The sequence below is a fragment of the Mesorhizobium sp. M0045 genome (genome assembly GCF_040323385.1).
GTDB lineage: Bacteria > Pseudomonadota > Alphaproteobacteria > Rhizobiales > Rhizobiaceae > Mesorhizobium.
Genome location: NZ_JAMYUY010000004.1, coordinates 370,074 through 390,575, shown reverse-complemented (window position 1 = coordinate 390,575; position 20,502 = coordinate 370,074). Strand labels below are relative to the sequence as shown.

21 protein-coding genes and 2 pseudogenes are annotated in these 20,502 nt (G+C 60.2%); 3 read left to right on the top strand and 20 right to left on the bottom strand.

What is annotated here, in order from left to right; genetic code table 11:
• Position 1: 1 nt before the first annotated feature.
• The 8 genes and pseudogenes from NKJ72_RS09175 to NKJ72_RS09140 form a co-directional block, all read right to left on the bottom strand.
• On the bottom strand, positions 2-802 hold the full coding sequence (locus NKJ72_RS09175) for a FadR/GntR family transcriptional regulator (protein ID WP_352476733.1): 801 nt from the start codon (positions 800-802) through the stop codon (positions 2-4).
• Between the two features lie 2 nt (positions 803-804).
• Positions 805-1,749, bottom strand: coding sequence for an ABC transporter permease (locus tag NKJ72_RS09170; RefSeq protein WP_302895742.1), 945 nt, complete (start codon positions 1,747-1,749; stop codon positions 805-807).
• A gap of 53 nt (positions 1,750-1,802) precedes the next feature.
• Positions 1,803-3,326, bottom strand: coding sequence for a sugar ABC transporter ATP-binding protein (locus tag NKJ72_RS09165; RefSeq protein WP_352476732.1), 1,524 nt, complete (start codon positions 3,324-3,326; stop codon positions 1,803-1,805).
• 104 nt (positions 3,327-3,430) lie between these two features.
• Positions 3,431-4,414: a substrate-binding domain-containing protein gene (locus tag NKJ72_RS09160; protein WP_254818518.1), complete on the bottom strand. Its 984-nt coding sequence runs from the start codon at positions 4,412-4,414 to the stop codon at positions 3,431-3,433.
• Positions 4,415-4,444: 30 nt separating this feature from the next.
• Positions 4,445-5,221, bottom strand: coding sequence for an SDR family oxidoreductase (locus NKJ72_RS09155; protein WP_352476731.1), 777 nt, complete (start codon positions 5,219-5,221; stop codon positions 4,445-4,447).
• Between the two features lie 5 nt (positions 5,222-5,226).
• Complete coding sequence (gene dgoD, locus NKJ72_RS09150; protein WP_352476730.1) at positions 5,227-6,399, bottom strand: galactonate dehydratase; 1,173 nt, start codon at positions 6,397-6,399, stop codon at positions 5,227-5,229.
• 181 nt (positions 6,400-6,580) lie between these two features.
• Positions 6,581-6,894, bottom strand: a pseudogene (locus NKJ72_RS09145) (alpha/beta hydrolase); the annotation flags it as partial.
• Positions 6,895-7,330: 436 nt separating this feature from the next.
• Entirely contained in the window at positions 7,331-7,915 is a 585-nt protein-coding gene (locus NKJ72_RS09140; protein ID WP_352476729.1) for a glutathione binding-like protein, read from the bottom strand.
• Positions 7,916-8,352: 437 nt separating this feature from the next.
• Between NKJ72_RS09140 and petA the strand changes: the two genes are divergently transcribed.
• The 3 genes and pseudogenes from petA (at position 8,353) to NKJ72_RS09125 (ending at position 11,682) form a co-directional block, all read left to right on the top strand.
• Positions 8,353-8,829, top strand: a complete 477-nt coding sequence (gene petA, locus NKJ72_RS09135) for a ubiquinol-cytochrome c reductase iron-sulfur subunit (protein ID WP_352476728.1) — start codon at positions 8,353-8,355, stop codon at positions 8,827-8,829.
• Positions 8,830-8,844: 15 nt separating this feature from the next.
• A complete protein-coding gene (locus tag NKJ72_RS09130) occupies positions 8,845-10,140 on the top strand; it encodes a cytochrome b (protein WP_352476727.1) in 1,296 nt (431 codons plus the stop codon).
• Positions 10,141-10,163: 23 nt separating this feature from the next.
• Positions 10,164-11,682, top strand: a pseudogene (locus NKJ72_RS09125) (mechanosensitive ion channel family protein).
• A gap of 276 nt (positions 11,683-11,958) precedes the next feature.
• On the opposite strand, the gene NKJ72_RS09115 reads toward NKJ72_RS09125, so the two are convergent.
• The 12 genes from NKJ72_RS09115 to NKJ72_RS09060 all read right to left on the bottom strand — a co-directional run bounded on the left by NKJ72_RS09115 (position 11,959) and on the right by NKJ72_RS09060 (position 20,431).
• Entirely contained in the window at positions 11,959-12,390 is a 432-nt protein-coding gene (locus tag NKJ72_RS09115) for a DUF1810 domain-containing protein (RefSeq protein WP_352476724.1), read from the bottom strand.
• A 42-nt stretch (positions 12,391-12,432) separates the two neighbouring features.
• Positions 12,433-12,714, bottom strand: coding sequence for a GNAT family N-acetyltransferase (locus NKJ72_RS09110; RefSeq protein ID WP_352476723.1), 282 nt, complete (start codon positions 12,712-12,714; stop codon positions 12,433-12,435).
• A 54-nt stretch (positions 12,715-12,768) separates the two neighbouring features.
• On the bottom strand, positions 12,769-13,503 hold the full coding sequence (locus tag NKJ72_RS09105) for a sensor histidine kinase (RefSeq protein ID WP_352476722.1): 735 nt from the start codon (positions 13,501-13,503) through the stop codon (positions 12,769-12,771).
• 127 nt (positions 13,504-13,630) lie between these two features.
• Entirely contained in the window at positions 13,631-14,068 is a 438-nt protein-coding gene (locus NKJ72_RS09100) for a CBS domain-containing protein (protein ID WP_352455793.1), read from the bottom strand.
• Between the two features lie 137 nt (positions 14,069-14,205).
• Positions 14,206-14,727, bottom strand: a complete 522-nt coding sequence (locus NKJ72_RS09095) for a carboxymuconolactone decarboxylase family protein (protein WP_352476721.1) — start codon at positions 14,725-14,727, stop codon at positions 14,206-14,208.
• A 265-nt stretch (positions 14,728-14,992) separates the two neighbouring features.
• Positions 14,993-15,487: a hypothetical protein gene (locus tag NKJ72_RS09090; protein ID WP_352476720.1), complete on the bottom strand. Its 495-nt coding sequence runs from the start codon at positions 15,485-15,487 to the stop codon at positions 14,993-14,995.
• A 204-nt stretch (positions 15,488-15,691) separates the two neighbouring features.
• Entirely contained in the window at positions 15,692-16,093 is a 402-nt protein-coding gene (locus NKJ72_RS09085) for a cupin domain-containing protein (protein WP_352476719.1), read from the bottom strand.
• A 42-nt stretch (positions 16,094-16,135) separates the two neighbouring features.
• Positions 16,136-16,894, bottom strand: a complete 759-nt coding sequence (locus tag NKJ72_RS09080) for an SDR family oxidoreductase (protein WP_352476718.1) — start codon at positions 16,892-16,894, stop codon at positions 16,136-16,138.
• A gap of 65 nt (positions 16,895-16,959) precedes the next feature.
• Positions 16,960-17,751, bottom strand: a complete 792-nt coding sequence (locus NKJ72_RS09075; RefSeq protein ID WP_352476717.1) for an alpha/beta fold hydrolase — start codon at positions 17,749-17,751, stop codon at positions 16,960-16,962.
• Positions 17,752-18,209: 458 nt separating this feature from the next.
• Positions 18,210-18,959 (bottom strand): glucose 1-dehydrogenase, encoded by a 750-nt coding sequence (locus tag NKJ72_RS09070; protein ID WP_352476716.1) that lies wholly within the window; start codon positions 18,957-18,959, stop codon positions 18,210-18,212.
• Positions 18,960-19,133: 174 nt separating this feature from the next.
• Positions 19,134-19,397, bottom strand: coding sequence for a hypothetical protein (locus tag NKJ72_RS09065; RefSeq protein ID WP_352476715.1), 264 nt, complete (start codon positions 19,395-19,397; stop codon positions 19,134-19,136).
• 50 nt (positions 19,398-19,447) lie between these two features.
• Positions 19,448-20,431 (bottom strand): alpha/beta fold hydrolase, encoded by a 984-nt coding sequence (locus NKJ72_RS09060; RefSeq protein WP_502894240.1) that lies wholly within the window; start codon positions 20,429-20,431, stop codon positions 19,448-19,450.
• Positions 20,432-20,502: the final 71 nt, after the last annotated feature.

Below are 20,502 nucleotides of genomic sequence, written 5' to 3'. Positions count from 1 at the left end.
TTCAGACGGTATCGGCCTTGGCAGCGGCGATCGGCTGTTGACGGCGGCCTTTGCGAGCCACTGCAAGAAGGTCGTTCGACGCGATCCCGATGAGCGCCTTCATCTGATCGTGAGCGTCGTCGGCCCTGCGCATCCTAATTGCCTCCAGCACGTCGCCATGCGCGCTGAGCGTCTGCTGGTAATTGGCGGTGGCCGATGTGGTCAAGCGGAAGGAGAAGCTGAGGGCGGCGGCAAGCATATTGCCGAGATTGGCGAACACCGGGTTGCGGCTGGCACGAAGGATGGCGGTATGAAACCTGACGTCGGCGTCGAGACACGCAGCGAGATCGTCCTGCGGAGCAATGCGCATGGCTTCATAGGCCGCTTCGATGACTGCGAGATCGCCTGACGTCGCCATCTTGGCGGCAAGTTGGGCGGCAGCGGGTTCAATGACCAGTCGCGCTTCGATCAATCCGCGGACGAAATCGAGGTCGGGCTCGATATCGCGCATCCATTCCAGAACCTGTGCATCCAGCCTGTTCCATTCGCTCGACGCGCGCACACGCGTCCCGGCCCGCTTGCGTGCCTCGATCAGTCCTTTCGCCGAAAGCGTCAGAAGAGCATCGCGAAGTGCAGTGCGGCTCGCCCCGTAGATGACGCAAAGTTCGGCTTCCGTTGGCAGCACGGAATGCTGCGCGTAGGAACCGGCGAGGATGCGCTGTCCTAGATCGCGTGCGATGCGATCCTTGAGCGATGACGTGGTGCCATCCGCGGCAGGAATGTCCTGCTTGCCCTGGCCAGTCGAAGCGATCGCCGCGTCCATCGTCATGTCCTGTTCAAGTGGTACTCGGCAATTACCACAGCAAGTATCAGCAGCGAGCCCTTGGCAAGCAACTGATAGAAGGTTGGCACGGACGTCAGTATCATCCCGTTGTTGAGGACGCCAATGATGGCGACGCCCAGCAGCGCGCCGATGATCGTACCCTTGCCGCCCTGCAAGGCGCAGCCACCCAGCACGGCCGCTGTGATGGCCTCGAGTTCCAGACCTTGGGAACCGGATACGGGCTGCCCCGAGCCGGTACGGGCAGCCAACAGAATCCCGGCCAATCCGGCCGCCACGCCACTCATGATGTAGATGCCGACGCGGTAGCGGTTGATGTTGATGCCGGAGAAGCGCGCTACAACGGGATTGCCGCCCAAGGCATAGATGTTACGGCCAACGATCGACCGGGCAAGGAAGAGATGGAACACGATCGCGGTCAGCAAAAGAATCCAGATCAGCAGAGGCAGGCCGAGGATTCGCCCGATCCCGATGAAGCGGAACGTGTCGCTGAAGATCGCGATCGATTGCCCATCGGACATGATGAATGCGATGCCGCGGAAGATCGCCATCGTACCGAGAGTCGCGATGACTGCGTTGACCCGCCCATAGGTGATGATGATGCCGTTCACAAGACCGGCAAGACCGCCCAGGACCAGGCCGGCAACAATGCCCACCGCAGGCGAGCCCGTCGACTGGATGGCCATTGCCGTCGATACAGTGGTCAGACCAACAATTGCCCCAACGGCGATATCAAGTCCGCCCGCGACAATGACCACCGTCTGGCTCATCGCCAGAACGCCCAGGATGGTGATGCCGAGGCCGATGTTCAGCAGGTTTCGGCTGGAGAAGAACACATCGCCTCTGATCGTGCCGAAGATGAGCACGAGGATGGCGAGAGCAACCAGAAGGCTTATGTTGTGAATGCCGATGCGCTCCGCGATGCGCAAGGAGGCGCGCCTTTTGTCGGTTTGTGCTGTTGCTGTCCTGAGCTCAAGGCTATTCACTGAATTTGTCCTCCGAGCGATGGTACAGATTGCGGCATTGCGTGTTTCAGGATCGTCGCCTCGTCGATGTCGGGGCGGGAAAGTTCGGCGGTGATCCGGCCTCCAGCCATGACGAGCACCCTGTCGGCGAGCCCGATCAGTTCCGGCATTTCCGAGGAAATCAGGATTATGCCGATGCCGCTGGCGGCGAGTTCATCGATCAGGCGATAGATTTCCGCCTTGGCGCCGATGTCGATGCCGCGGGTCGGTTCGTCGAGGATGAGAAGCATAGGCTGCCGCGCAAGCCAGCGCGCGAGAACGACCTTCTGTTGATTGCCGCCCGACAGTTTCGAAACCGGTTCGTCGAGGTTAGGCGCCTTGATCGACATCTTTGCTGCGAGCGGTGAGACAATCTCCAGCGCCTTGCGCCGGTTGAAGAAGCCGAAGGTCGACGTCCTGTCGGGCACGCAAAGCGAAGCGTTGTCAAGAATGCTGCGGAACAGCAGCAGGGCTTCGTGCTTGCGGTCTTCCGGGGCGAAGCCGATGCCCGCCACGATCGCTGCATGCGGGCTGTTAGGGCCAACGGGCACGCCATTCATCGTTATGGTTCCGCCGAGGCGCCGATCATAGCCGACGATCGCCTTCGCCAGTTCGGATCTGCCCGCCCCCATAAGGCCGGCGATGCCGAGCACCTCACCGCGGCGGACCTTGAGGCTCACATCGGTGACGCGGTCGGTGGTCAGGCCCGCCACGTCCAGCAACGGTTTTCCCGATTGCCACGTCTCGCGCGTAAACAGATCGGCGATGTCGCGGCCGACCATGAGCTTGGCTATGGTCTGCTCGCTGGCACCTGCCGCGGGGGAATCGTCGACCAGCCGGCCATCCCGCAAAACGACAATGCGGTCTGCTAGGTCGATGATCTCGTTCAGCCGGTGAGAGATGTAGACGATCGAAGTGCCCTCTTCGCGCAGCCGGCGGATTACTGAAAACAGACGGCGCGCTTCGTCGTCGGTCAGTGACGAGGTCGGCTCGTCGAACGCGATCAACTGGCCGCCGGCACGTATTGCGCGCATGATTTCGATCATCTGACGCTGCGCCGGACCGAGCGTGCTGCAGAGTTGCCGCGGCCGCATATCCTGTTGCATGCCGAAGGTCGCAAGCACCCGGTCGGTCTGTTCCTCCAGCCTGTGCCAGTCGAGCAGGACGCCCGCCAGCCGCGGCAGTTCCCCAACGAAAATGTTCTCGGCCACGGTCAGGTTCGGAACGATCTCCGGCTCCTGATGGATGACGCGTATTCCGGCTCTGTGGCTGTCGCGCGGTTCGCCGAAAACGATCGGCGTGGAACCGTGCCGCACAGTGCCGCTGTCGGGCCCGAACACGCCCTCGAGAATTCGCATCATCGTCGATTTGCCGGCCCCATTCTCGCCAACCAGGGCGAGCACCTCTCCCGGCCGAAAGGCAATCGAGACGTTGTCGAGCGCCTGCACGACGCCGAAGCGTTTCGATACCCTATCGAGCGAGAAGAAATCCGATTGCGTCAAAGCTCACTCCCGAGGATCGATCCTGTGTCGGTGGCGTGTGTGCGCTGACAACCTGCCGGCCCAAAAAGCGTCATGCGCCCTACGGCGCATGACGCATAGCCGGTTCAGTGGCAGAGCTTGGCTTTGTAGTCCGACGCAAAATTGTCGGCGGTGATGTATTCCGGGTCGGTGAAGGATTGAACCGGCAGCTTCGTTCCATCCTTGATCGAGGCCAGCAGAATCTTCACCGCAAGCGCGCCGTGATTTTCCGAATTGAGCCACATCGTGCCACGGAATGCCGAGGGCTTTCCTGATCCGAAGGCGTCGCAGGCGCGGCTCCCGTCGATGCCTATCCCCATGCCCTGGTCTGCGGTGTAGCCGGCATTCTCCAGTGCTCGCGCACCACCCAGCACGCCATCATCGTTGCATGAGTAGAATATCCAGTTCGTGACGCTGGGATTGGCCGTCAATGTGGTGGTCATCACGTCGATGGCGTTGACCATCGTGTTGTCGTAGGGGACGCGCACGATATTCCCAGGCTTGAAATCGGGCACCGCCTTCAAGAACGCTTCTTCCGCGCCCTTGTTGCGCTGCATGCAGGTATCCGCCTTGCGATCCTCGATCGAGGCGATGCGCACCTCTTTGCCCGCCCAGCCGTCGGCCTTGTAGAGCTTGGCGAGCTCTTCGCCCACCCGCGCACCGATGTTGTAGGCATTCATGCCGACATAGGGGACCTGGGTGCCATCCTGGTAGTAGATATCGTCGTCGACCGCCACCAAGGGAATTTTTGCGGCCTTTGCTTTCTCCGCGATGACCGGTCCCAGCGCCTTGTCGGGGACGACGATGGCGATGCCTTTCACACCATCGCCGACCATCGTATCGAAGGTCGTGATCGTCAAATTGGCGTCGAACTGGACGTCCTGCGACACGAACGCGGCCCCCGCCGCCTCAGCCGCTTTCCTGGCGCCACCAACTTCGGCGACAAACCATGGATGGTCACCCATCTTGTTGATGTAGCCGATCTTGATTTCGTCTGCGCTTGCTGCGCCACTCATCAGTCCGGCAGCCAGTACTGCAAATGTCGCCAAAGCCTTTGTTGTGGTTTTCATGAAGATCCTCCCTGAGCTCTTTGGTGGTTGCTAGTCGTGGTAGAGAACCGAGCGCCCACCATCGATGGTGATCGTCTCGGCATTTATGAACGGCGCTTCGTCCGAAGCGAGGAAAACCGCCGTCATTGCAACCTCGTCCGGCCGGCCAATACGCTTGGGCGGATGGAGGTCGTAGGCTCGCCGCTTCTCCTCGGCGGGGTTCGGGAATGTGTTCCAGTAGGCTTCCGCGATTGGCGTCTCGATATAGCCGGGCGCGATCGCGTTCACCCGGATACCGCGTGCGGCGTATTCGATGGCGAGCGAACGGGTCAGGCCCAAAAGTGCATGCTTGGCGACCGGGTACGGGAACGTATGGGGAATGATCTGGAAGGCGTGACAGCTCGCTATGTTGACGATGGACCCCGAGCCCTTCGCCAACATCGTCGGCAAAACCGCCTTGGCGCAGAACCACGCGGCCTGGAGGTCGAGCTTGAGGCAGCGCTCCCATTCCTCATCCGGCATCATCAATGGTTCGTAGAAGACGTTGGCACCGGCATTGTTGACCAGAATGTCGACGCCGCCATAGGCCGTGATCGTCCGCGCGACCATGTCCGCGACTGCGGATGCGTCGGTGACGTCAGTCTCGACGAACAGAGCGTCCGCGCCTTGTGCCAGCAGTTCGTCGGCGATCGCTTTCCCGCTTGCCGCATTCAGTTCGGCAATAACGGTCTTTGCCCCATGCATCGCAAAGGCGCGGGCCGTGGCGGCACCAATGCCCTGGCCCGCTCCCGTGACGATTGCGATCTTTCCTTGCAGCCGGCCTGCCATCGCATTCACCAGTCGACCACGGTGCCGTCCGGCATGACGGCGTTACGGGCATGCAGCACTTCCTGCTTGAAGGGGTGGCGCGCGATCACGTCCTCATTGACGGTGACGCCAAGGCCCGGCAGTTCGGGCAGATCCCAGCGGCCGGGTTTACGCTGAATTGGCCAGGTGACGACGTCGTCGTACCAGGCGACGGCACCGGACATCTCTTCCTGAATGACAACGTTCGGCGTCGATATGCCGAAATGAAGAGCAGCCACGCCGGCGATCGGGCCAAGCGGGTTGTGCGGCGCAAGGCCGATGCCTGCGGTTTCCGCCATGGCCGCGATCTTCTTCGTCTCGAGCAGACCGCCAGTGTGGCAAATATCAGGCTGGGCAATGTTGAAGGCGCGGGCTGCGATCGAGTGCGTAAATTCGCGGCGCCCGATCAGCCGCTCGCCGGAAGCGATCGGCACGGCCGATCGCGCCGTGATATGCGCCAGTCCGGCAACATCTTCGGGTGGAACGGGTTCTTCCGCGAACATGATGCGGGCCGGCTCGATTGCCTTGAGGTAGTCCATCGCTGCGTTAACCGATGCAGGGCGTCCGTGGAAATCGACCATGATGTCGATATCCGGGCCTACCGCCTCGCGAAGTGAGCCAACCATATTGGCAACGGAATCGACTGCCTTGGCGGGCGATACGTAGTGGGTGTAGGGAACGCAGACGACCTTGACCGCATCGTAGCCTGCTTGCGTCACGATGCGTCCGCGTTCTGCGATGGCATCCGCGGATCCGGTCTCATAGACCGCCTTCATGTCCCCGAGGCCGAGATGCGTGTAGGTGCGCAGATAGTCGCGGACCTGGCCGCCCAGAAGGCGCCAGACGGGGACGCCCAATGACTTGCCCAGGATGTCCCAGAGCGCGATCTCGATGCCGCTGACGGCAGACATTCCCTCGACGCCAAGACGCCAAAAGCCGTGGCGCGTAAGTATCTGGTAGCACTGCTCCACGTTGCGCGGATCTTGCCCGACGAGCAGGGCCTCAAGATCCTGAAGCGCCCCAACGACGGCTCGGGTCTTCCATTCCAGCGTCGCCTCACCCCAGCCAAACAGCCCGGGCTCGTCGGTTTCGACGCGAACGAAGACCCAGTTGCGCATTTCCGCATTGCAGACGCGCGCCTTGATGGCCGTGATTTTCATCGGTCCCCCCAGACCTGCCGTCTTTTTTGAAGGCAATATGTATGATTTATTACAGATAATATGGACGAGTCAAGCGCAACGTCGCTGTGGACCAAGGCCACGCCTCGATGTTCAGCTCGCAACCATCATGTCCTCGCCGCCCATCCAACGCAGGCATCAGCAGCTCACTCAGCTTGCCTGATCAGTATTCGCCAACGTCGATGACAGCCTGGGCAAAGGCTTGCGGGGCTTCTTGAGGCAAGTTGTGGCCGATACCGCCGGTGATGATCCGGTGCGTGTATCTGCCCGAGAATTTCTTGGCGTAGGAACTGCTGTCCGAATGGGGTGCGCCATTGGCATCGCCCTCAGGGTAATGGTCGGCACTGTGATCACGGGAGCTTCGGCCAGCCGGTTTTCCAGAACGTCATACTCCGGCTCGCCATGTGCCAGGCCGAGCCTCCAGCGGTAATTGTGTATGACGATGCTGACGTGATCCGGGTTGTCCAGGGCTGCGGCGCGCTCAGGCCGAGTTCGGTGGCGGCGAACGTCATTGCAGTCGCACCGACAATGCGCCGGCGGCGATGATCAACCGTGTCGGGGGCCTTACTCGCATTCATGATGAAGCCTCTATGACGACCAACAAGCGGGAACGACTATACTGCCCGCATCGGCCGACAGGAAATATTGCGCTTATTTCGATGGTGACTGCGCCGAATCCAGTATTGCAACCACTCGGCCAGGGGGCAGTGCGGCGAGTTCTGACGGAATGTCAGTAAGGTCCAGCATTTCTTCGATTTCCCTTCGGAGAAATTCGAGATGTAGGCCGTCCCCGCGCTTGGAAGCGGCAGGATGTAGCATCCGCAGAAACGGCAGCATGAGAATGACTCCTGATCTTCTGGCGGGGAGAGAGGATATGTTGCGTCTGACCTTATGCTCGGGGCCACCCTCGGCTTTAGGCGAGGCCCTCACGATCCATTGCGATGCGCACAGCCGGTCGGGCAGCCATTCGGGCGCGAAGGGCTTGCAAAGGCGCGGGAACAGGGACGTGGAAGCGGGCCGCCCAAAGCAGCATCACGAAAAGATAAAAATCCGCGACGCTGGGTTTGTCGCCGAACAGATAGTCGGTCTTGAGCCCGTCTGCGAAGAACTCGAGTTGGCTCGTAATCGTCGCGCTCGCCTTGGCCTTTTCAGCATCGCTGCTTTGGTGCCACATCGGCTTGAAGCTTCGATGTATTTCAGTCGAGACATAGGTCAGCGCTTCGAGAACGCGCGTACGGCCCAAAGGCCCTTCCACTCCCAGTGCCGGGTATCGCGACGCGAGCCAATCGAGGACGGCGATGTTTTCCGTCAGCGTTTCGCCGCTATCCAGCACGAGGGCTGGAACATACCCCTTGCGCGTCACGGTGGTGAAATCATCCCCGGAGGCCGTCCGCTTGGTTTTGAGATTGACGGTTTCGCGCTCGAAGGATGCACCAGCCTCCTCCAGCGCGATGTGGTCGGCCAGGCTGCAGGCGAGAGGGCTGTAGTAGAGTTTCACCGCTTTTCCCTTTTCTGAACCCGATTGAATCGCGCTGGTCGTCGTCGGGCGGAAAACCTGCCACGCGAGACAACCGCTCCAAGAACTCGCACTTGGCGGGGACGGCGACTACGACACCGACAGCTAGACGTGCCTATGCCGAGGTATGGTCGGGCTGAAGTTTGGGATCGCCGTGCGCAATGCCGGGGCATATCGGTTATCTGGAGGAATCCAGAACCTTCCATGATGGCATCATCGCCAGCCCGGCCAGTCCTTCGCTCAGGAAATCCTAAACGAAAGTATTGGACGCGCGTGCCGTTGGCACGATGGCTCACACCCGGCCACGGCCGGCATATTCGGCGCGGCATGAGCAGACTGGAAAGGCGAAAGCCGTGGCCTGCTTTTGCTCGATTGCCACCAACGCGATGACGCAGCTTCCAACAACAGGAGTCGCCATCATGGCCGACCTTTCCGAAACCTCCACAGCCGAGCACACATTGCGCGTCGAAGCGCCCGCCGCGATCGAGGTCGACGTCTCGTCGTTGACGCCAGGAATGTCGCTCGTCGTGAAGTGGCGCGGCAAGCCGGTGGTCGTGCGCAACCGCACCGAAAAAGAGATGAAGGACGCCGAGGCGGTCAATCTCGCCGAACTCAAGGATCCAATCGCCCGCAATGCCAACCTGCCGGCCGATGCGCCGGCAACCGACGCCAACCGAACTGTGCCGGGCAAGGAAGCCTGGGTAGTGATGATCCAGGTCTGCACCCATCTCGGCTGCATCCCGCATGGTCAGGAAGGCGATTTCGGCGGCTGGTTCTGCTCCTGCCATGGTTCGCAATACGACACCGCCGGCCGCATCCGGAAGGGGCCGGCACCGGAGAACATGGCGGTACCGGTGTTCCAATTCGTTTCCGACACCAAGATCCGTATCGGCTGAGGCAGGGGCATTTCGATGAGCGGCGACAAATACTCGACCTATACGCCCAAAACCAGAATCGAACGTTGGTTCGACGCCCGCCTGCCACTGCCGCGGCTGGTCTATGACAGCTTCATCGTCTATCCCGTCCCGCGCAACCTGAACTACGCCTATACGTTCGGCGGCATTCTCACGATCATGCTGGTTTCACAGATCCTGACCGGCATCGTGCTGGCGATGCATTACGCTCCTGATACGGGGCTGGCCTTCAATTCGGTCGAGAAGATCATGCGCGACGTGAATTCGGGCTGGCTGCTGCGCTATCTCCATTCCAACGGCGCGTCGTTCTTCTTCGTCGCCGTCTACATCCATATCTGCCGCGGCCTCTACTACGGCTCCTACAAGGCGCCGCGTGAGCTGCTGTGGGTGCTCGGTTGCATCAACCTCCTGCTGATGATGGCGACGGCCTTTATGGGCTACGTGCTGCCTTGGGGACAGATGTCGTTCTGGGGCGCCACTGTCATCACCAACTTCTTCACGGCCATTCCGCTGGTTGGCGACTGGCTCCAGCAGCTTTTGCTCGGCGGCTTCGCGGTCGACAATCCGACGCTGAACCGCTTCTTTGCGCTGCATTACCTGCTGCCATTTGTGCTTGCGGGCGTGGTGACCTTGCATATCTGGGCGCTTCACGTCGTCGGCCAGAACAATCCGACCGGCATCGAGGTCAAATCGAAAACCGATGTCGTAGACTTCACGCCCTATGCCACCGTCAAAGATGCCTTCGGCATCCTCGTGTTCCTGCTCTTCTTCGCCTACTTCGTCTTCTACTTGCCGAACTATCTCGGCCATCCCGACAACAACAGCATCGCCAATCCGCTGAAGACGCCGGCCCACATCGTGCCGGAATGGTACTTCCTGCCGTTTTACGCGATCCTGCGGGCCATCACGTTCAATATCGGGCCGATCGATTCCAAGCTCGGCGGCGTGCTCGCGATGTTCGGCTCGATCGCGGTGCTGTTCCTGGTGCCGTGGCTCGACACCTCGAAGGTGCGCTCGGCGGTCTATCGCCCCTTGTACAGGGTGCTCTTCTGGCTGTTCGTTGCCAATGCCCTCTTTCTCGGCTGGCTCGGCTCCCGGCCGGCGGAAGGCGCATACGTCGTCATGTCGCAACTAGCGACGCTTTGCTATTTCGCGTTCTTCATCATCGCCATGCCGGTGCTCGGGCTGATCGAAAAGCCGCGACGGCTGCCGAATTCGATCACCGAAGCAGTTCTCGAAAAAGACAAGGCCAGCGGCAGAGGCCCGATCGCCGGGCCGGAGACCAAACATTGAACTGGGCATCGCAGTGATCGTTCATGAACTGGTGGAACTCTCCTCTGGTCTATATCGTGTTGCTCGGCTTCGCCGGGATCGTCGTTTGGTCTCTCATCCCCAGACGCTTCGCCAATGCGAAGCTGGTCGTCCAACTCGCCTTTTTCGTCGCGATGTCGGCCATGGTTCTCCACCTGCGCGTCGTGCCGTACGAGGCCGCAGGGAACAACGAAACAACCGGGGGAGCGATCCTCATCGGCTCGGTCAAGCTGCTCTGGTGGGTTCACCTTGCCTGGGCGCTGATCGGATTTGTCCGCATCTATCTCGTCTTTGAGCGAAAGCCGCGCGAGGCACGTCTCCTGCAGGACGTCGTGGTCGGAATCGTCTATGCTGGAATGTTCCTGTCGATCCTGGCGTTCGTCTTTGCAGTGCCGGTCGGAACGCTCATTGCCACGTCGGGCGTGTTTGCCGTCATCCTGGGACTGGCGCTCCAGAATACGCTTGGTGACGTATTTTCTGGGATCGCGCTTAACCTCGGCCGCCCTTACGTGCTTGGAAACTGGATCATTCTGGGCGACGGAACCGAAGGCCGCGTTGTCGAGACCAACTGGCGGTCGACTCAACTCCTTACCCCGACCCACAATGTCGTCGCGCTGCCAAACAGCCTTCTCGCCAAGATCGGGGTAACAAATTTAAGCGGTCCGGACGAGAGCCATGGACTTGCCGTCACCGTCAAGGTGGCGCCAACGAAGACGCCGGCGATCATCGTAGATCTCATGCGCACTGTCTTGCTGAGCTGCAATTCAATCCTCCAGGACCCTTCGCCTTCGGTTACCATCAGAAGCCTGGATGCTGCAGCTATCGAGATCGAGTTGTCGTTTCGCGTCGCAAGTATTGACCAGCGAAATGCCGCTCGGAACGACATCTTCGATCTCATTTATCGCCATTCAAAGTCGACCGGCATGCTGCTGGCGCAGCCACTTTCGGGCTCGATTGCCATGACCAACCGGCCGAGCGACGAGACGGCAGCCTCGCAAGGCTTCACCCCGATCGAGCTTATCAATTCCATACCGGTATTCTCGGCCCTGACCGGGTACCGAGCAGGAGTCGCTCGCCAAAGCGGCCTCGGTTCACACCTACCATAAGGGCGAGATCATCGCACGACAGGGAGAGATGCTGCCGTCGCTCATGATCGTACGGACGGGCGTCATCGTCCGGCAAATTGGCGAGGACGACGATCAACTGCAGGAGATCGGCCGGCTTGCACCTGGCGATTTCTTCGGCGAGACCGGCCTGCTCGCCGGCATCGGCGAGATGTCGAGTTTGCGGGCAATGACCTCTGTCACGGTTTACGAGATAGACCAGGAAAGCTTTGCACCGCTGCTGCACGACCGGCCCGAAATGGCCGAAGATCTTGCCGCGATCCTGTCGATGAGGGTGTCGGCTTTTAATGAAAGCGGCATCGCCGGACAGCACCACGCGAGCTCCAAATTCGCGCTCCTCAAAGCCATTCAGACGGTCTTTCGCGCCGCTTCGTTCAAGCGCGTTCGAGCACCTGGCTGACAAGGCATGCAGAAGGACAGAGATCCATGACCATCCGCCAAAGCGATATCACAGGCATCGATCCAGCCGGCTATCTGTGATTTTGCGGACGGACTGAAGGTAGGGCGCGTATTGCCTCCTCGAATCGCCTCATGATCGGGCCCTTCGTCCTGTTCGACCATTTCGGCCCCGCTATATTCGACGCAGGTCACGGTTTCGATATGGCACCGCATGATAAGGCAGCGGATGGTGACCTCTGCGCCGCGACAGCTTTACGCCGCTAGCACGAGCAGACCACTACGACATCAAGTAGAGAGCGTTCATCGTTTCCTCATCGAGCAAACCGTCGAACCAGACGTCGAAGATTGTCTCGAGCAGGAACTCCTCGTTGCTTGCTTCGGAAAACAGCGTGAGGGACGCGTGCAACTTCTTCGCATCAACGTCACCGAAGACAGCGCGAGCGCTCAGGCCCGAGAGCCGTTGCAGGGTGCCAACGCATTCCCGATAACGGCCTCCCAGTATCGGGGATGAGAGATAGGCGCTGGCTTCGTCGAGCGATGTGATTGCATATGGCTCAGGCGCTGCACCACTTCGCCTTGTGGCCAACCTTGGGAAAATGAACTCCATGTAGGGAGTGCACATCATCCCTCGACGTAGAATGGCCAGCGCGTCGTCGTAGACCGGATCCTGTGCGCTGACGAACCTCTGCAGATCATACTCGTCAGGCATTTGGATAGATCCTTGGGAAACCCTCAACATTCGTGCCCATGACTAGCCGCCGACGACATCTGCATAGTCCGGGTGCTTGGCGAAAAAGCGGCTCATGAAGGGACATTTCAAGATCGCTTTACGGCCGGTTTTGCGGAGCAGTTCGAAGGTCCCGTGGGCCAATTGCGACGCGATCCCCTGTCCGGAAAATTCCGACGGGACTTCGGTGTGTATCAGCGCAACCTTCCCGCCCTCGAGCCGATAATAGGCCGCCGCAAACATATCGCCGGCGATCGGCAGCTCGAAACGGTGCTGTTGGACGTTTTCGACGACTTGTGCATCCATCTTTATCTCTCGATTGTATGTCACGTTTGTCACCGGAGGCAGATTGGCGGGCCGCTATCGCATCGCAGGCAACCGCAGAGTGACGGTCGTGCCTGCTCCAAGTGTGCTCTGAATATCGATGCTTCCGCCTGATTGCTCGGCAAAGTGCTTCACCATCGGCAAACCGACGCCGCCGAGGCCTTCGCTTTTGGTGGTGAAGAACGGATCGAAGGCGCAGACCATCGTCTCGCTGGTCATCCCGATACCGTTGTCCGCGACACGGATATCTACCTGACTGGCGGCGGAGGTTTCAGAGGCCAAGCCGGCATCGATCGAGATGAAACCGCCTTCAGGCATTGCATCGCGCGCGTTGAACAGAAGATTCAGAACGGCATTTTGCAACCCAAAGCGATCGCATCGCACCAAAGGCAGGTCGGACCCGACCCGAAGCTCAAGACCGAAATTGGCGTCCAAGGCGCTCCGTACGAGGGTCTCGATCTCAGCCAGGCAAGCACCTACGTTTGTGTATTCGATTTCAGCGTGGCTCTCTCGGGCCAGGCTGATGGTTTGCCGGACAAGGCCCCCGGCCCGTTCCAAAGCCGTTTTGGCGCCGGCTATTACAGGCCTGAGCGCCGGAGCCGCTTGGATGCTCGGATCGCGGGCCAGGTGGTTCAACGCCGACGAGGCGACCTGAATGAGATTTCCCAGGTCATGGACGATGCCGGCCGTCGACATTTGCACGGACATACCACTTCCAGGGCCATCGGGCGGGCCGTCGAAGACATCTTCTTTTATGTCCGGACGAAACATTTCATTCCCCGCTGGTTAAGTCGTCACCTATTTGCTTCAATACGCTATAATTTTCGACCTTTATTTTCTACTATATCTAAGAAGACGCCGATGCATACTTCCGTATATTCAATCGCGAGACCATGGTCTATTGGTAGCCGATCCCGCTGATGTAGTTGGCAAGTAGCCGTTCCTGCAGTTCCTCTTGTTTAAAGAGCGCCTTCATCGCATCACGGATATCTAGGACGCCTAGCGGTTTCGAGTCAGCCCCGAGCACCGGCACATTCTGCAGGCCTTGCGCGGCCATGGTCTGCCAGACTGAATGAAGATCATCATCGGGACCACAGGACACGATGGACCGGCTCATCAATGCCGCAATCGGCGCTTCTGTTGGCCCTGAATTGGCCAGATGGCGGACAAGGTCGGACTTGCTCAGCACGCCTGCCGCCTCCCCACTGCCGTGGCACACCACGACCAGGCCTATTGCGGGCCTGGAAAGTGAGAGTGCCGCACTGCGGAGTGGAGCGTCGACATCGACCACCATGAGACGGGCCGATATTACTGGATGCAGACTGTCAATGCGCATGACGCCCTCCTGAGAGCGCCTCGCGGCCGCGGCCGGGAGGCTGAGATCGGTTCCAGTGTTGGTCGCCGAGCTCGGCGCCTTTGCCCGGCCGCTCAGAATGGCGCACAAACAAGCGCCATTCTGACCCATTCCAAAGATTAGCTCAGCGCTGCTTTGCTCAGGCCAAACTTCGCATCGCCCGAGCCCGGGACGGGTTTGAAGCCGATGTTCAGACGGTTCCAAGAGTTGACCGCCATGACAACGAAGGTCAGATCGGAGATTTCCTTCTCGGAAAGCTGCGACCTGACCCGATCGTAGATCTCGTCCGGGACACCCTGCTCGGGCAACTTCGTCAAGACTTCCGTCCATGCCAAGGCTGCACGCTCGCGAGGAACGAACAAGGTCGACTCCCGCCAGGCTGCCAGGTGGTAAAGGCGCAGTTCGCGCTCGCCATGAATCTTCGCCTGTTTGACGTGCATATCGAGGCAGAAGGTGCACCCGTTCAGCTGCGCGGCCCGGACGGCAACAAGGTCGCGGATTGGCTCTTCGATCGACCCCTCTCGCGTCGCTCCAAGAAATTCAATAAATTTCTTCAGAAGTTCGGGCGACTGCTCGGCATAACTCGCGCGTTGGGCGGCGGCTTTTCCTTTCGGAGCGACCGGTGACGCTGCAATATTCATTACTTTATCTCCTTGAGGTGTTTGCAATCCATTGCCGCGTAAGGATGACCGGTGAGCCAAATTGTTGCTATCGTGCCCGATGATATGTACTGCCATTCATTAGGTCGGGGCGCCTAAACCGAAGTATAGGCGGTGGAAATTGGCACCTGACCGCTGCCCTCGGCAATTCGCTTTGGCGCAGGCATGCGACAGGCGCAGCGTTTGGGTCACTTGAAAGGCGAGGCTGAACCGACCGGTGTCGATTGAACCTGGATCGAAACTGCGTTCACTCTTCGAAGGGAGCGTTCATCACAAGATCAACTGCCGAAGTCGCTTTGTAGCCTGAAACAAAGCGCTCGCCGAAGTCCCGGGCAAAGTTGTCGTAGGTGGTTTCGGGCCTGATCTCGGCGATATGGCAAAAGCATCGCGTCATCCGCCGCTTCATCCCGAGGCGCGGAAATTCACCGATGATCTTTGCAATCTCGGCTGACGAAACGAGGCTGTATTGCAAGCCGACGACATCGAGACAGATGCCGGCTGTGCACAGCGCCACCTCAGCCTCCTTGTAGAGGCCGATCGACGGCGTCGAGTTGAGGGCGACGCTGTCCCAGATCAATTGGGCGCGCCGCTCGTCGAAGCCGCCTTCCCGAACGAAGGTGCGGGCAAGATCGGCGCCTTCCACTTCGAAACGGCGCGGCCCGGCGAAGTCCTCATTGAGCGTGACGTCATGCAACAGGGTTGCAACGGCAACAACCTCCGCGTCGTGCTGGATATTCTGCATCTGTCCGATCCGGGCCGCGAAAAGCCAGGATCGGACAACGTGGTTGAACAAGTAGGGTTCACATCGCTGGCGGGCATGTTCGATCGCTCGGCCAACAAGCAGTGTATCGGGGACCGAAATCCCCGCAAGTGTGCGGCTGGCGATCGAATTCATGTCACTGACCGTCCCTTCGCATACGCCCCGATAGTCCCAAGGGCCACGATTTCATTTCGCGTTCGTCGTCAGTTCCGTCTCGCTGGTGTCGACGACGAAAATAGCAAGCAGACGAGCGCCTTCCGTCTTGCTGGCGTTTTCGCTGACGGCATGACGGTCGCCCGGGAATTCGGAGAAACTCTCGCCGGCGCGATAAGTCTTCACCGGCCCATCGTTGACCTGGCTTCGGATCGCCCCCTCCAGAACCGTGGCATAGATGAACGCGGATTTGGGATGGGTATGGGCCGGCGACGTACCCCCCGGCGCGTACTCGACGAGCACGGCCTTCATGCTCTTGCCGGGCACGTTTGGAAGGGCCTGGTCGTAGACAAGCTTCACGCTGGCGGCGTCATTGGCCATTGCTGCGGTGACGGAAGTGGCGGTGAGCGCGGCACAGAGAAGTGTTTTGATCATGTCTGGTCTCCTTGTTGTGAGAATGGCCTATCCGATGATTGCTTATTTCGGTGGCGTGTATCGGCTGAGCCAATCATCGAAACGCACGGCGCCGATGCGCGCATTCTCGCCGGGCACCAGCGTTCGGTCGTCGATTGCCACTTGGCCGTAGTAGAGCGCGCCGGGATCCGGGACGACTTTGCGCGGGTCGTTGGTGGCCTTCAGGAAGCGCTCGACAAGTTCGCTCATGCGAACACGCTCCGGGCCGGCAATTTCGATCATGCCGTTCAACGGCGCGGCAAGCGCGACGTCCGCCATCGCATCGGCAACATTATCAGCCGCCATGGGTTGGAAGTAGGCCGGCGACATATGAATGGTATCCCCGACGGCGCCCGTGTTTGCGATGGCGGCGGTGAATTCGAAGAACTGAGTGGCGTGAACGATGGTGTAGGGAATTCCGGATTCCCTGATCAGCTTTTCCTGAAGCAACTTGCCGCGGAAATAGCCCATGCCCTGCAGCCGGTCGGTACCGACGACCGACAGCGCCACGTGATGACGGACGCCGGCGGCCGTTTCGGCGGCAAAAAGATTACGCCCGGATGCCCCGAAGAACTCCAGGGCAGCCTTTTCCTCGAACGACGGCGAGTTCGCCAGGTCGACGACGACCTGCGCACCGGCAAGCGCGGACGCCAGACCCTCTCCCGTAACGGTGTTGACGCCCGAATTCGGCGACGCCGCCAGCACGTCGTGTCCTTTGTTTCGCAGCCTCTCCACGGTCTTTGAACCGATCAGCCCGGTTCCGCCGATGACGACGATCTTCATGTCTGGTCTCCTGGTGTTGCGTGTCTATTTTCGTTGCTCGATCGGATGCAGGCGCTTCCAGCCTGCTATTGACTGACCGATGCAGCAGCATCCTCGATGAGTGACGTGACCTCGTCGGGGTGCGAAACCATGAGCGCGTGGGACGCACCCTCGATGACGACGGTCTTTACCGCGTGCGCACGCTTGGCCATGAAGCTCATGACGGCTGCCGGGATGTTGCGGTCATCCGAGCCGTAGATCATGTAGGACGGCAGCGTCTTCCATGAGGCGACGCCCGAGGCTTCAGCCAGAGCCGCCTGCGCAACAGGACGTTGAGTGGCAGCCATCAGCAAAGTCTGCTCTTGCGGAACGTCGGCGGCGAACTGGGCGCGGAACTTGGCCGGCTCGATGAAGAGGTCTTGCCCGCCGTCCGGCAACGCTACCGGAGCAAGCGCGCTCCCCAAGGTGCTGCCGGGAAACATGCTGGACAACGTAAGGCTCGATTCGCCGGTATCCGGCGCGAAACCCGCCACGTAGACCATCGCCTTTACATTGGGATTGCCATTGGCGGCCTCGGTGATGACAGGCCCGCCATAGGAATGCCCCACCAGCACGACCGGCCCGGAAACCGACCGGACGATGGCTGAGACTGCTTTCGCATCGCTGGCAACGCCGCGGAGCGGATTAGCTGCGGCTATCGCTACATAACCGTCTTTGCTGAGCTTGGTGATGACTGCGTCCCAGCTCGACGATTCCGCGAAGGCGCCGTGCACCAGTACGATCGTCGGCTTGGGCTGAGAATTGGCGGCCTGCGCCATCCCGCCGCTCGACGCGGCCAGCGCTGCGGTGAGCGCCAGGGCTCGAGTTATGTTTCGCATTTGCTTTCTCCCGTGTGGCCTGTGGTGACCAATGCTCAAGAGAATGCGCCGACGCAGCCCGCCAACCTATTGTGCGGAAGGGTCTGTCATACAATGCCAAGGTGCAGGGTAGGTCACCGGGGAGATCAGGTGCCTGCAGCATAATTGAGGTGTCTATGCCGGGTGTGCATTGTCGGCGGACGCCGGAACAGACACTGAGGGCGCGCGGCCGGAGAGCTGTGTTTGCAAGACGCCGCTGCCGCCGTGGCGAGACCTGGCGAGCCGACTTCTCTTGCGCGTCGATCCCTGCAATGCGACTTGCTATTTACGTGGCTCAATTTGCGCCACGTCGACAAAACGTGTCGCCTCCGACCTATTTGGCGCGACTCGTGCGGCAGCTTCCCAAAAAATTTTCGTGAGGAAGACCGATTGCTCAGCCGATAACCGGCAGTCTATTGGCGGGATCTCGCAGTCATGGCTCACAGCACTGCCATCCCGCCATCCACCCGCAGATTGATACCCGTGACGAAACTGCTCGCGTCCGAGGCAAGGAACAGAGCAGCTTTTGCCAGCTCGTCCGGCTGCCCCATCCGGCCCAGGGGTATTGCCTCCGCCATCGCCTTTTCAAACAGCCCGCGCTGCTCAAACGGTATGCCTAGCTTATCGAGAATAGCCGTATCCACCGGACCTGGGCTGAGCACGTTGACCCGGATGCCGCGAGACTTCAGTTCGATCGCCCAAGCGCGCGCAAAGGCATTTATAGCCGCCTTCGAGCCCGCGTAAACAGCATGACCGTCCAGAACCTTCTCGCTGGCGAGCGAGCCTGTGAGGATGATTGCGCCGCCGTTCCGCATGATCGGAATCAGCTTCTGGACGCCGAAGAAGACGCCTCGCGTGTTAACGGCAAATTGCGCATCATATTCTGCCTCGGAGACGTCGGCCGAGTGCGTGATGGTGTTTATGCCGGCGTTCGCCATATAGATGTCGAGCGCCCCGAACCTCTGGCGGATCTGCTGCGCTACCTCGTCATGGTGCGACACGTCGGCCACATTTCCCTGAATGCCCAGCGCGCCTGCCCCGATCTGTGCGACCGCTTCCTCGACCGCCTGCCGCCGGCGGCCGGTAATGACGACTTGCGCGCCCTCGGCCGCAAAGATTTTTGCAGCCGATAGTCCGATCCCGCTGTTTCCGCCGGTGACCACCGCGATCTTGCCTGAGAGTGCGCCCATGTCGTTCCTGCCTTCGAAAAATTGTGCCGGTGCTGCTGCGATGGTCGCAACTGCTGGCCAAGAAAATTTCACGCCGAATTGAGACCGCCAAAATGAGCGGCAATCGCAAACGGCTACCGATTGATAAACTCCCGGCGATTAGCCAGTTTGACGTCCTCGAGAGCGCTTTGGCCTTCAAGGCGCGGCGGCGACCCCGGCGATCGCCTCCGCGCTGCACAGGCGCAGTTGCCCGAATGGCAGCGCTGTCGCGGCATATGTTTGCCGCCTTTGCCAGCGCTCCAACTCGATGGCGCAGTGGTTCGGTTCCACAATCCGGGACATGAGCCGACAGAACCGGCATTCAGGCCACCGCTCGGCTATGCGAGCGCACAAGGTTTGACCTGGCGCGCCACCTGAAATGCTGTTCAGGGCGCGCGAAATATTGCCAAAGGTGGTCATCGGCGGCTCCAAGGAAGTGCGGACAACATGCGGTCGTGTCTGAGGGCGTACTATCCTTTGATGAAGGCGAGCAGGTCAGCATTGACCTGATCCTGGTGCGTGGCCGTGATCCCGTGGGGCGCGCCGGGGTAGTAGATATCCTTTGCGCCTTTGATCAGTCGGGCCGACTTGACTGCCGAGTCCTTGACGGGGACGATCTGGTCGTCCTCGCCATGCAGGACCAGGGTTGGTACGTCGAACTTTTTGAGGTCCTCGGTAAAATCGGTCTCGGAGAACGCCTTGACGCTTTCGTACGCGTTGACGAGACCCGCCTGCATGCTCCAGAGCCAGAACTGATCCAGAGTCCCCTGGGAAACCTTAGCGCCCGGCCTGTTCGCGCCATAAAACAACGGTGCGAGGTCCCGGTAGTACTGCGAACGATCCTTGACGAGGCCAGCCCTTATGCCGTCGAATACCTCGATCGGCAGGCCTTCCGGATTGGCCGGCGTCTTCACCATGATCGGCGGAACAGCGGCGATAAGAACAGCCTTGGCCACCCGCTTCGTCCCGTGCCGTCCGATATAGCGAGCAACCTCGCCTCCTCCGGTGGAATGCCCGACCAGCGTGGCGTCCCGGAGATCCAGCGCCTCGATCACGGCTGCAAGATCGTCCGCATAGCCGTTCATGTCGTTGCCGGACGTGGCCTGGCTCGATCGGCCATGGCCGCGCCGGTCATGCGCAACGACGCGAAAGCCGTTATGGGCAAGAAACAGCATCTGGCCGTCCCAGGCGTCGGAATTCAGCGGCCAGCCGTGCGAAAATGTGACGACAGGACCCTTGCCCCAATCCTTGTAGTAGATTTCGGTGCCGTCCTTGGTCGTGATGGTGCTCATCGTCTTGGTTCCTTTGATGGAGGGGGAAGAGGAAAGCTTTTGTTTTCGGCTCGCGGCCGAAGCAGCGCGGGGCAGTCCGGCGGCTACCGTAGAGATCAGGCCTGCCAACAAGACATCGCGGCGAGATCCGCCGACGGAGAAAAGTCCGTCTTTGTTCATCATGTCCATCCATGTGCTTTGAAATCCTGCTCACCATCACGACCGTCGAGTCGGCCTGTGCGGTCGCGTTCGGG